The organism is Acidovorax sp. GW821-FHT10E03, from assembly GCF_059415205.1.
Genome location: NZ_JBWKMU010000002.1, coordinates 355,392 through 367,701, shown reverse-complemented (window position 1 = coordinate 367,701; position 12,310 = coordinate 355,392). Strand labels below are relative to the sequence as shown.

Here is a 12,310-nt window from a genome sequence, read left to right as displayed (position 1 = left end):
CGCATCCAAATGGAGACAATGCCGGCAGGAGGAAGCAGCCATGGCCATCAACGAACTCCGCTCCGTATCCACCTTCATCAAGGCCGCGGAGCTGGGCAGCCTGCGCAAGGCGGCACACGCGCTCGACATCAGCCCGCAGGCGGCGAGCAAGGCGCTGGCGCAACTGGAGGAACACCTGGACGCGAGGCTGTTCCATCGCACGACGCGGGTGATGTCGCTGACCGATGCAGGGCAGCGCCTGCTGGAGGACGTGCAGCCCGCATTGCTGGGCGTGCAGCGCGCCCTGCAAAACGCGCGGACGGCCAGGGACGAATTCGCCGGGCCCTTGCGCATAACCGGCCCTCGCACGGCTTTTCAGCCCATCCTCTGGCGCCTGGTGGAGGAGTTCTGTGAACGGCACCCCGGCATCCAGCCCGACGTGCTCCTGGACGACCGGGTGGGCAACTGGGTCGAGGACCGGGTGGACGTTGGCTTTCGCCTGGGCGCCTCGCCGCATGAAGGGGTCATCGCCCGCAAGCTGTTCCCGTTGCAGATGGTTATTTGCGGAGCACCGGCGTATTTGCAGCGCTTTGGCGTGCCGGACTCGCTGGCGGCCCTGGCCGCCCACCGCTGCAGCGCTTTCCGCCACCCCGGCACGGGCAAGGTCGCCCCCTGGCATGTGAAGCTGGGGGAGCAGACCGTGGACCAGCCGGTCGTGCCCGCCATCTGCAGCAATGACGAAGTCTTCGAGCTGCAGGCCGTGCTGGCGGGCAAGGTCCTGGGGCAGCTGGCGGGCGTGACCGCGGCGCCCTATATCCGTTCGGGGCAGCTGGTCCCCGTCCTGCGCGACCACATGCCCGATTTCGCCAGCTACTTTGTGTACTTCGGCAGCAGGACGTCGCAGCCTGTGCGCGCCCGGGCGTTCATCGACCTGGCCGTGGAACGCCTCACCAACAACCCGCAGTACGTATTGAACGACAAGGAACTGGCGGGGGCGCATCGCCGGGCCGGCCGCACCGCGCGTAAGCCGCCGGGAACCGCCAGTAGCCGGGCAGTGCGGCCCGCCTGAAGCCGCTGCCTGGTTTCCGCTAGGGGTTTTGTGCAGGGCCGATCGAGCCGCCCGCGCCGGGCCTTGGCGGACTTCCGCTGGTGGACGGGAACTGAATGACGGCCTGCCGGTGCGCGGCCCGGGCGCCGGGTACCCGGTGCTGCCACTTCACTTTTCATAGCTGCCAGCGCTTTAGCCACAGGGGCTGGAGGCATTTTTATTCAAAATTTCCATGTACCCGGTGGTGCAGGGACGTCGCGCCGGTCCTCAGCCTTGGGCTTGCCGCTGGCCTGCGCATTCCCCCACCACCCAGTCCCTGAACGCCTTCACCAGCGGCGTCTGCGCGCGCGCCTCCGGGTACACGAGGTAGTACGCATCGGTGCTGGTCAGTACCGTGCCCGACAGCTCCACCAGGCTGCCCGCCGCCAGCTCCTGCTCGATCAGGAAACGCGGCAGCAGCGCCGCGCCCAGGTGCGAGACGGCGGCCTGGGCGATCATGGCGAAGTGTTCGGACTGGGGGCCGCGCAGGGCCAGGGCCGTGGGGGCGCCCACCAGCTCGAACCACTCGGCCCACTGGGTGGGGCGCGTGCTTTGCTGCAGCAGCACCACGCGGGTCAGATCCTGTGGCGTGCGGATGTGGTGGCGGTCGCGGTAGGCGGGGCTGCACACGGGCACCGTCTCTTCGTGCATCAGGTATTCGCACACGGCACCCGCCCAGTGCGGCGCACCGAAGTGGATGGCCGCGTCGAACGGTGTTCCCGCGAAATCAAAGGGCTCGGTGCGGGCCGAAAAATTGACCATGGCCTCGGGGTGCTGGGCCATGAAGCCGCCCAGGCGTGGGATGAGCCAGCGGGTGCCCAGCGTGGGCAGCACGGCCAGGTTGAGCAGGCCGTCGGTGCTCGCGAACGCCATGGCCTTTTGCGTGCTGGTCGACAGCTGCTGCAGCACGGCCAGCACGTCGGCGGCGTAGACGCGGCCCGCGTCGGTGAGCACCACGCGCTGGCGCACGCGGTGGAAGAGGGCGGTGCCCAGTTGCTCCTCCAGCTGGCGGATCTGGCGCGACACGGCGCTTTGCGTGAGGTGCAGCTCCTCGGCCGCGCGCGACACGCTCTGGTGGCGGGCAGCCGTTTCAAAGGCCAGCAGGTCGGCGGTGGAAGGCAGGAAGGAGCGGCGCAGCATGGTCATGCGTGGGGGGAATGATCGGCGGTGGCCCAGGCAAGGCCTTTCAAGTCCGTGGCACTGATGCGGTGTGCGGTGCGGGCTCCTGCTATTTTCAGGTACTTCATTCCAATTTGTGATCAAGTAGTTCCATTTTTTTGCTATCCAGCGCGGCAGGATTGGCGGATATTGGCGCCTTCATTGCGTGTTTTCTCCTGCGCTGCCCCTTTTTCCTGCCCTTCTGATCCTTGCGAGCCGCCATGTCCGTCACCCCTGCCGCCACCCCCCTCGTGACCGAAGTCGATCAATTGCTGCAACGCCTGGGCGTGCCCCGCGCGGGCTACACCGGTGGCACGCTGGCCGCCCGCTCGCCCATCACGGGCGAGGTGCTGGCCCGGGTGCCGCAGCACGGCCCCGCCGAGGCGACCGCCGCCATCGGCCGTGCGCATGCGGCCTTCCAGGCGTGGCGCAACGTGCCTGCGCCGCGCCGGGGCGAGCTGGTGCGCCTGCTGGGCGAAGAGCTGCGCGCCGCCAAGGCGGACCTGGGACTGCTCGTCACCATCGAGGCGGGCAAGATTCCGTCCGAAGGCCTGGGCGAGGTGCAGGAGATGATCGACATCTGCGACTTCGCGGTGGGCCTGTCGCGCCAGCTGTATGGCCTGACGATTGCCACCGAGCGCCCCGGCCACCGCATGATGGAAACCTGGCACCCGCTGGGCGTGTGCGGCGTGATCTCGGCCTTCAACTTCCCGGTGGCCGTGTGGTCGTGGAACGCGGCGCTGGCGCTGGTGTGTGGTGATTCGGTGGTGTGGAAACCGTCCGAAAAGACCCCGCTCACGGCCCTGGCCACGCACGCCATCGCGCAGCGTGCCATCGCGCGGTTTGGTGCCGACGCGCCCGAAGGCCTGCTGGAGCTGATCGTGGGCCAGCGCGACATTGGCGAGGTGCTGGTGGATGATGCCCGCGTGCCCGTGCTGTCGGCCACGGGCTCCACCGCCATGGGCCGCGCGGTGGGCCCGCGCCTGGCGGCACGTTTTGCGCGCGGCATCCTGGAGCTGGGCGGCAACAATGCCGCCATCGTGGCCCCCACGGCCGACCTGGACCTGGCGCTGCGCGGCATCGCGTTCGCCGCCATGGGCACGGCGGGCCAGCGCTGCACCACGCTGCGCCGCCTGTTCGTGCACGACAACATTTACGACCAGCTGGTCCCCCAGCTGGCCAAGGTGTACGCCAACGTGCAGGTGGGCGACCCGCGCACCGCCGGCACGCTGGTGGGCCCGCTGATCGACCGCATGGCCTTTGAAGGCATGCAAAAGGCGCTGGAACAAAGCCGTGCGCTGGGTGCCACGGTGCACGGCGGCGGCCGCGTGGAAGGTTTGGGCGGTGCGGACGCGTACTACGTGCGCCCTGCCCTGGTGGAGCTGCAAAGGCACGACGGCCCCGCGCTGCACGAAACCTTCGCGCCCATCCTGTACGTGGTGCGCTACAGCACGCTGGACGAGGCCATCGCGATGAACAACGCCGTGGGCGCGGGCCTGTCGTCGTCGATCTTCACGCTCAATGTGCGCGAGGCCGAGCTGTTCATGTCGGCAGCCGGCTCGGACTGCGGCATTGCCAACGTGAACATCGGCCCGAGCGGCGCGGAAATCGGCGGCGCGTTTGGCGGCGAGAAGGAAACCGGCGGCGGGCGCGAGGCGGGCTCCGACAGCTGGAAAGCCTACATGCGCAGGGCGACGAACACCATCAACTATTCCACGGCACTGCCGCTGGCGCAGGGCGTGACCTTCGACGTGTGAGCAGCGCAGTGGCAAGCGCTTTCATGCAGGCTGAAACGCCACCCATCGTCGTCATCGGTGGCGGCGTCATCGGCAGCGCCATCGCGTACTTCCTCACGCTGCAGCAGCCGGGCTGCGCGGTGGTGGTGGTCGAGCGGGACCCGACCTATGCGCGCGCATCGTCCGCGCTGTCGGCCAGCTCCATCCGCCAGCAATTCTCCACCGACATCAATGTCCAGATCTCGGCCTATGGCATCGGCTTTCTGCGCAATGTGAACACACTGCTGGCCTGCAGCGGCGACGCGCCGGATGTGGGCCTGCACGAGGGCGGCTACCTGTACCTGGCCACCCAGGCGGGCGAGGCCACGCTGCGCGAGAACCATGCGCTGCAAAAGCGGCACGGCGCCGATGTGGCGCTGCTCGGCCCGCAGCAGCTGGCCGGGCGCTTTCCGTGGCTGGCGCTGCAGGACGTGGCGCTGGGGTCGCTCGGGCTGTCGGGCGAGGGATGGTTCGACGGCTACCTGCTGCTGAGCGCGCTGCGCAAGAAGGCGCAGAGCCAGGGCGTGCGCTACGTGGCCGATGAAGCCGTGGGCCTGGACGTGGTGGCTAGCGATGGCGTGCGGCATGTGCGTGCCGTCCGCCTGAAAAGCGGTGGCGAGCTGCCGTGCCGCTTTGCGGTGAACGCGGGTGGCCCCTGGGCCGCGGCCATCGCGGGCTGGGCGGGCATCGGCCTGCCCGTGGTGGGCAAGCGCCGCACGGTGTTCCACCTGGCCAGCCCCGCGGCGCTGCCCGGCTGCCCGCTGCTCATCGACACCAGCGGCATCTGGCTGCGGCCCGAGGGCCAAGGCTTCATCTGCGGTTTTGCGCCTGCGGCCGACAACGACGCCGACTTTGCCCCGCTGGAGCCCGAGTACGACGCCTTCGACAACCATGTCTGGCCTGCCTTGGCGGAGCGCATTCCGGGATTCGAGGCGCTGCGCATGCAGGGCGCCTGGGCGGGCTACTACGAGATGAACACCTTCGACCACAACGCCATCGTGGGCCTGCACCCCGCGTGCGACAACCTGGTGTTCGCCAACGGCTTCTCGGGCCATGGCCTGCAGCAGTGCCCTGCCGTGGGGCGCGGCCTGGCCGAGCTGATGCTGACGGGCCGCTACCGGAGCCTGGACCTGGCGCCGCTGTCCATCGAACGCATCGCGCGCAACCAGCCGCTGCTGGAGAAGAACGTCATCTGAACCCAGGAGCCCCGCACCGGGGCCCCGCCCATCCGGGCCTCCCTTTTTTTCGACGCTTTCCCACCTGCCAACCACAACACAACCGGAGACAACGACCATGGCAATTTCCCGCAAGACATTCACCGCGCTCGCTGCAGGGCTCGCACTGGCCTGCACGGCCTTCGTGCCCGCGCAGGCGCAAACCGCCATGCCCACGCTGGAGAAGATCAAGGCATCGGGCAAGGCGGTGCTGGGCGTGCGCGAGACCTCGCCGCCCATGGCCTACGCACTGGGGGCCAACGAGAAATATGTGGGCTACCACGTGGAGCTGTGCGAGCGCGTGCTCAAGGAAATCGTGCCCGACGCGAAGCTCGAGTACATGGCCGTGACGGCGCAGAACACGATGCCGCTGGTGCAGAACGGCACGCTGGACATCGGCTGCGGCCCCACCACCAACAACCTGGCGCGCCAGCAGCAGGTGGCTTTTGCCGTGACCACCTATGTGAGCGAGGTGCGCATGGCGGTGCGCAAGGATTCGGACCTGAAGTCCATCAGCCAGCTGGGCAACCGCACGATTGCGGCCTCCACCGGCACCACGGCCGTGCAGCTGCTGCGCAAGCAGGAGCGCACGCTGGGCGCACCCGTCAAGACGGTGCTGGGCAAGGACCACCACGAGAGCTTCATGCTGCTCGAATCCGGCCGCGCTGATGCGTTCGTGCTGGACGACAACCTGCTGGCGGGCCTGATCTCCAACTCCAAGGACCCGTCGGCCTACCGCATCGTGGGCGAGCCGCTGGGCGCCGAGCCGATCGCGCTGCTGTTCCGCAAGGACGACCCCACCTTCAAGGCCGCGGTGGACGGCGTGCTCACCCGGCTGATGCAGAGCGGCGAGATGGAAAAGATCTACACCAAGTGGTTCGTGAACCCCATTCCGCCCAAGAACATGAGCCTGAATTTGCCGCTGGGCACCACGCTGCGCCAGCTGTTCTCCGCACCCAACGACAAGCCCCTGGAGTCCTACCAGCAATGAACGCCGCCATCCCCGCCACAGCCTTTCGCGCGGCCGACCGCATCAGCGCCATCGGTGTGTCGGACATCGTGCGCATCACCCAGGCCGCCAATGAATTGAAGCGCCAGGGTCAGCCCGTGATCGTGCTGGGCCTGGGCGAGCCGGACTTCGACACGCCGATCCACATCCAGGAGGCCGCGCAGCGCGCCATGGCGCGGGGTGACACGCACTACACGGTGCTCGACGGCACGCCGGAGCTCAAGGCCGCGATCCAGCTCAAGTTCCGCCGCGACAACGGCCTCGCGTTCGCCACCAATGAGATCACGGTGGGCGCCGGTGCCAAGCAGGTCATCTACAACGCACTGATGGCCAGCCTGAACCCCGGCGACGAGGTGATCCTGCCCGCGCCGTACTGGACCTCGTATGCCGACATGGTGCTGATCGCGGGCGGTGTGCCCGTGGTGGTGCCGTGCAGCGAAGACAACGGCTTTCGCATCACGGCGCAGGAGCTCGATGCCGCCATCACGCCGCGCACGCGCTGGGTGTTCGTCAACTCGCCGTCCAACCCCAGCGGCACGGCCTACAGCGCCGAGCAACTGCGGCCCCTTCTGGAGGTGGTGCTGCGCCACCCGCAGGTATGGGTGCTGGCGGACGACATCTACGAACACATCCTGTACGACGGCCATGCGTTCGCCACGCCGGTGGTCGTGCTGCCCGCGCTGCGCGAGCGCACGCTCACGGTGAACGGCGTGTCCAAGTCGTACGCCATGACGGGCTGGCGCATCGGCTACGGCGCGGGCCCGCGTGCACTGATCGCGGCCATGGCGGTGGTGCAGAGCCAGGCGACGTCGTGCGCATCGTCCATCAGCCAGGCGGCGGCGGTGGCGGCGCTCACCGGCCCGCAGGACGTGGTGGCCGAGCGCTGCCGCGAGTTCCAGGCGCGGCGCGACCTCGTGGTGGCTTCGCTCAACGCATCGCCGGGCCTGCGCTGCCGCGTGCCCGAGGGTGCGTTCTACACGTTTGCCAGCTGCGAAGGCGTGCTGGGCCGCACCACGCCGGGCGGCGCGCTGCTGCGCACGGATGCCGATTTTTGCGACTACCTGTTGCGCGAGTTCCACGTGGCCGTGGTGCCGGGCAGCGTGCTGGGGCTGGCGCCGTATTTCCGTATCTCGTACGCTGCCAGCATGGCCGACCTGCAGGAGGCCTGCTCACGTATCCGCCGTGCGTGCGAGGCGCTGCGCTGACCCACCTGTTTTCCTTGTTTGATTTTCCCGTTCCGGACCTTTTGACATGACCACGCCTTCCACCTCCAGCCCCGCCCCAAGCCGCACCGGCGGCCAGATCCTGGTGCAGCAGCTCATCACCCATGGCGTCAAGCAGCTGTTCTGCGTGCCGGGCGAGAGCTACCTGGCTGTGCTCGATGCCCTGCACGATGCAGACATCGGCGTGACGGTGTGCCGCCAGGAAGGCGGCGCGGCCATGATGGCCGAGGCGCAGGGCAAGCTCACGGGGCAGCCAGGCATCTGCTTCGTGACGCGCGGGCCGGGCGCCACCAATGCGTCGGCCGGGGTGCACATCGCGCACCAGGACTCGACCCCGATGATCCTGTTCGTGGGCCAGGTGGCGCGCGGCGCCATGGGGCGCGAGGCGTTCCAGGAGCTCGACTACAGCGCGGTCTTCGGCACCATGGCCAAGTGGGTGGTGCAGATCGACGACCCGGCGCGCGTGCCCGAACTCATCTCGCGCGCCTTCCACGTTGCCACCTCGGGCCGCCCCGGCCCGGTGGTGGTGGCGCTGCCCGAAGACATGCTGACGGAGGCCGCCACCGTGGCCGACGCGCAGCCCTACCAGGTCACCGAGACCCACCCCGGCGCCGCGCAGATGGCAGAGCTGGCCCAGCGCCTGCAGGCCGCCCAGAGCCCCGTGGCCATCCTGGGCGGCAGCCGCTGGTCCGAGCAGGCGGTGCGCGAGTTCACGGCGTTTGCCGAGGCGTGGTCCATTCCGGTGTACTGCTCGTTCCGCCGGCAGATGCTGTTTGCCGCCACCCACGCCTGCTATGGCGGCGACCTGGGCCTGGGCGTGAACCCCAAGCTGCTGGCGCGCATCCGCGCGTCCGACCTGGTGCTGGTGGTGGGCGGGCGCCTGTCCGAAGTGCCATCGCAGGGCTACGAGCTGTTCGGCATCCCCACGCCCGCACAGCCCCTGGTGCATGTGCATGCCGATGCCGATGAACTGGGCAAGCTGTACCGCCCCACGCAGGCCATCCACGCCACGCCGCAGGCCTTCGCCGCGGCATTGGATGCCGTGCGCCCTGCGGCGCCGGTGCCGTGGAAGGCTCACACCGAAGCCGCCCATGCCGACTATCTGGCCTGGAGCGACACCGCGCCCATCCGCATCCCCGGTGATCTGCAGATGGGCCAGGTGATGCAGCACCTCAAGGACGTGCTGCCCGCCGACACCATCTTCTGCAACGGCGCGGGCAACTTCGCCACGTGGGTGCACCGCTTCTGGCCCTTCACCACCTATGCCAGCCAGCTCGCGCCCACCAGCGGGTCGATGGGTTACGGCCTGCCGGCCGGTGTGGGCGGCAAGCGCCTGTGGCCGCAGCGCGAGGTGGTGATCTTCGCGGGTGACGGCGACTTCCTGATGCACGGCCAGGAGTTCGCGACCGCCGTGCAGTACGGCCTGCCGATCATCGTGGTGCTGCTGGACAACGCCATGTACGGCACCATCCGCATGCACCAGGAGCGCGAGTACCCGGGCCGCGTGAGCGCCACGCAGCTCAAGAACCCCGACTTCAAGGCCTACGCCCAGGCCTTCGGCGGCCACGGCGAGCGGGTGGAGCGCACCGAAGACTTCGCCCCCGCGCTGGCCCGCGCGCGCGCCAGCGGCCTGCCCAGCGTGCTGCACTGCCTGATGGACCCCGAGGCGATCACGCCCACGGGAACGCTGCAGGGCCTGCGCAACGCGGCGCTCGCCAAGAAGCAATAGACACAATCAATACCGCAGCCCAAACCCTGTGGTCGGCCGGGCGGCTGACAGCAGGGTGTCTGCGCTTTTGCGCACAATGGAGGCCGTGACCTCCGCACCGCCCGACGAGCCCTCCGCACCGCGCCTGCGCCGCATCGCGCACCTCGACATGGATGCCTTCTTCGCATCCGTCGAACTGCTGCGCTACCCCCAGCTCAAGGGCTTGGCCGTGGTCATCGGCGGCGGGCGGCGCAAGGTGGACGAGCTGCTGCACCAGAGCCCCGATGGCCAGGGCCTGCGCGAGCCGCATTTCATCCCGGTGGCCGACTTTCCCCTGCTCAAGGACTATGTGGGCCGGGGCGTCATCACCACCGCCACCTACGCGGCGCGGCAGTTCGGCGTGGGCTCGGCCATGGGCATGATGAAGGCCGCCAGGCTGTGCCCCCATGCCATCGTGCTGCCCGTGGATTTCGACGAAGTGCGCCGCTTTTCGCGCCTGTTCAAGAGCACCATCACCGACATCGCTCCGGTGATGCAGGACCGGGGCGTGGACGAGGTCTACATCGACTTCACCGACGTGCCCGGGGGCCAGCGCGAAGGAGGCAGGGTGCTGGCACGGCTCATCCAGAAGAGGATCTTCGACGTGACGGGGCTGACCTGCTCCATCGGCGTGGCCCCCAACCGGCTGCTGGCCAAGATGGCCAGCGAGTTCAACAAGCCCAATGGCATCTCCATCGTCTATGAGTCGGATCTGCAGGCGAAGATCTGGCCGCTCAACGTGCGCAAGATCAACGGCATCGGCCCCAAGGCGGGTGAGAAGCTGGCGCGCCTGGGCATCGAGACCATCGGCCAGCTGGCGGCGCAGGATGAACAGTGGCTGATGGGGCACTTCGGCAAATCGACGGGAGCGTGGATGCACCGGGTGTCCTGGGGGCGGGACGACAGCCCCGTGGTGACCGAAAGCGAACCCGTGAGCATGAGCCGCGAGACCACCTTCGACCGCGACCTGCACGCCGTGCGCGACAAGGCGGAGCTGGGCGCGATCTTCACCGACCTGTGCCTGCGCCTGGCCGAAGACCTGCAGCGCAAGGGCTATGTGGCGCGCACCATCGGCATCAAGCTGCGCTACGACGACTTCAAGATCGCCACGCGCGACCACACCGCGGGCATCTACACGGCGGACGGCGCCACCATCCGCCAGCTGGCCGGGCAGTGCCTCAAGCGCGTGCCGCTGGACAAGCGCCTGCGCCTGCTGGGGGTGCGGGCCAGCACGCTGGCGCGGCGCGGGGAAGAGCCGGTGCTGGAGCCACGCACACCGGTGCCGGCCGGCGGCCGGGGGCGGCGGCCCGACGCGCAGGCCACCATGGAAACCGGTCAGCTTTTCTAGGCCCGAGGCTGCGCCCGGGGCCGCCCGTTTCTCGCGGCACCACCGCAATTCTTTTGGTGCCAGACGGTGTGATCGGCAGGTAGACTTGATCGGTATCAAGCGGTAGCGGACCGCGCCGCCTGCCGACGATGCGGGCCCATCAGGAGCTTTCCATGCGCATCAACCTGCCGGTGACCCAGCAGAATTTCGACTACCCCGGCGATGAGCTGCTGGTGTCCAGCACCAACACCAAGGGCGAGATCACGCACTGCAACCCCGCCTTCGTGCGCGTGAGCGGGTACAGCCACGACGAGCTTGTCGGCCAGCCCCACAACATCATCCGCCACCCCGACATGCCCGCCGAGGCCTACAAGGACTTGTGGCGCACCGTCGGCCGGGGGGAGCCCTGGACGGGACTGGTGAAAAACCGCCGCAAGAATGGCGACCACTACTGGGTGCGGGCCAATGTCACGCCCATCATGGAGGGGGGCAAGCCCCGCGCCTACATGTCGGTGCGCACCAAGCCCAGCGCGGCGGAGTCCGATGCCGCCGAGGTCCTGTATGCGCAAATGCGCCGCGATGCGGCCTCGGGCGCGCGCAGTTTCTACCTGGACGCCGGCAACCTGCGCTACCGCGGTGTGCGTGGCTGGCGGCAGCGCATGGCGCAAATGGCGTTGCTGCCCCGCATGGCGCTGGTGCTTGGGGTGTTGCTGCTGCTGGCGCTGGTGCCCGACATGCTGGGGCTGCAGGGCCCCGTGGCCTGGGTGACGCGCCTGGTGCTGCTGCTGGTGGGGAGCGGGTGGGCGCTGTGGCGCTACCAGGCCACCGTGCTGCGGGGCGTGCACGATGCGACCCGGTTCGCCTCCGACATCTCGGCATGCAATCTGGCCACCTCGGTCCACGTGGACTATCCACCGCCATTGGGCGCGCTCATGCAGCGGCTGCGGCAGACGCAGGTCAACCTGCGCGCGGTGGTGGGCGATGTGCGCACCGAAGTGCGCAGCTTCACCCAGTCGGCCGCCGAGATTTCGCGCGGCAGCCTGGACCTGTCGGCTCGCACCGAATCGCAGGCGAGCAGCCTGGAGGAAACCGCCGCGTCGATGGAGCAGCTGGCCAGCACCGTGCAGCAGACCGCCGACACGGCCGCCAAGGTGTCGCACGAGAGCGCGCAAAGCAGCGACATCGCCACGCGCGGCGGCCAGGCCGTGCAGGAGGTGGGCGCTGCCATGCAGGAGATGAAGCAGTCGTCCACGCGCATCAGCGAGATCGTGGGCGTGATCGAGGGCATCGCCTTCCAGACCAACCTGCTGGCGCTCAATGCCGCCGTGGAGGCGGCCCGCGCGGGCGAGCAGGGCCGGGGCTTTGCCGTGGTGGCGGGGGAGGTCCGGGCCCTGGCGCAGCGCAGCGCCAGCTCGGCCAAGGAGATCAGCGGCCTGATCGGCGCGACGGTGAACCAGATCGCCAACGGCGCGCAGCAGATGGACCATGCCGGCACCACCATCCAGGGCGTGGTCAACGCCGTGGGGCGGGTGAGCACACTGGTGCAGCAGATCAGCAGCGCGACCAAGGAGCAGTCCCAGGGCATCGCCCAGGTCAACGAGGCTGTCACGCAGCTCGACACCGTGACGCAGCAGAACGCGGCGCTGGTGGAGCAGTCGGCGGCATCGGCCCAGGGCCTCAAGGAAAGCGCCCTGTCGCTGGGCCGGTCCGTGGATGTGTTTCGCCTGGGCTAGCGGCCCTGCGCCGTGGCGGGGCGCGCGGTACTTCTTGACGAATTCTTACTGCTAACTT

General features: G+C 68.8%; 9 protein-coding genes. 8 read left to right on the top strand and 1 reads right to left on the bottom strand.

Annotated elements, in window-relative coordinates; genetic code table 11:
- The first annotated feature begins 40 nt into the window (after positions 1–40).
- The gene (locus AC07OD_RS04860) at positions 41–1,048 is read left to right on the top strand and encodes a LysR family transcriptional regulator (RefSeq protein ID WP_494595408.1); all 1,008 of its coding nucleotides are present in this window, start codon (positions 41–43) and stop codon (positions 1,046–1,048) included.
- Between the two features lie 246 nt (positions 1,049–1,294).
- Here the strand turns inward: AC07OD_RS04860 and AC07OD_RS04855 are convergent, their stop codons facing one another.
- Complete coding sequence (locus AC07OD_RS04855) at positions 1,295–2,206, bottom strand: LysR family transcriptional regulator (RefSeq protein WP_494595406.1); 912 nt, start codon at positions 2,204–2,206, stop codon at positions 1,295–1,297.
- Positions 2,207–2,445: 239 nt separating this feature from the next.
- Here AC07OD_RS04855 and amaB point away from each other — a divergent pair, with 239 nt between their 5' ends.
- The 7 genes from amaB to AC07OD_RS04820 all read left to right on the top strand — a co-directional run bounded on the left by amaB (position 2,446) and on the right by AC07OD_RS04820 (position 12,252).
- Entirely contained in the window at positions 2,446–3,981 is a 1,536-nt protein-coding gene (gene amaB, locus AC07OD_RS04850) for an L-piperidine-6-carboxylate dehydrogenase (protein ID WP_494595404.1), read from the top strand.
- A 23-nt stretch (positions 3,982–4,004) separates the two neighbouring features.
- Positions 4,005–5,195 (top strand): NAD(P)/FAD-dependent oxidoreductase, encoded by a 1,191-nt coding sequence (locus AC07OD_RS04845; RefSeq protein ID WP_494595402.1) that lies wholly within the window; start codon positions 4,005–4,007, stop codon positions 5,193–5,195.
- A 97-nt stretch (positions 5,196–5,292) separates the two neighbouring features.
- Positions 5,293–6,204, top strand: coding sequence for an amino acid ABC transporter substrate-binding protein (locus AC07OD_RS04840; RefSeq protein WP_218295621.1), 912 nt, complete (start codon positions 5,293–5,295; stop codon positions 6,202–6,204).
- Complete coding sequence (locus tag AC07OD_RS04835; protein ID WP_494595401.1) at positions 6,201–7,427, top strand: pyridoxal phosphate-dependent aminotransferase; 1,227 nt, start codon at positions 6,201–6,203, stop codon at positions 7,425–7,427. Before AC07OD_RS04840 ends, AC07OD_RS04835 begins: the two co-directional genes overlap by 4 nt.
- A gap of 46 nt (positions 7,428–7,473) precedes the next feature.
- The gene (locus tag AC07OD_RS04830) at positions 7,474–9,174 is read left to right on the top strand and encodes a thiamine pyrophosphate-binding protein (protein ID WP_218340088.1); all 1,701 of its coding nucleotides are present in this window, start codon (positions 7,474–7,476) and stop codon (positions 9,172–9,174) included.
- A 76-nt stretch (positions 9,175–9,250) separates the two neighbouring features.
- On the top strand, positions 9,251–10,540 hold the full coding sequence (locus AC07OD_RS04825) for a Y-family DNA polymerase (protein ID WP_218340089.1): 1,290 nt from the start codon (positions 9,251–9,253) through the stop codon (positions 10,538–10,540).
- 152 nt (positions 10,541–10,692) lie between these two features.
- Entirely contained in the window at positions 10,693–12,252 is a 1,560-nt protein-coding gene (locus AC07OD_RS04820) for a methyl-accepting chemotaxis protein (protein ID WP_218340090.1), read from the top strand.
- The last annotated feature ends 58 nt before the right edge of the window (positions 12,253–12,310 follow it).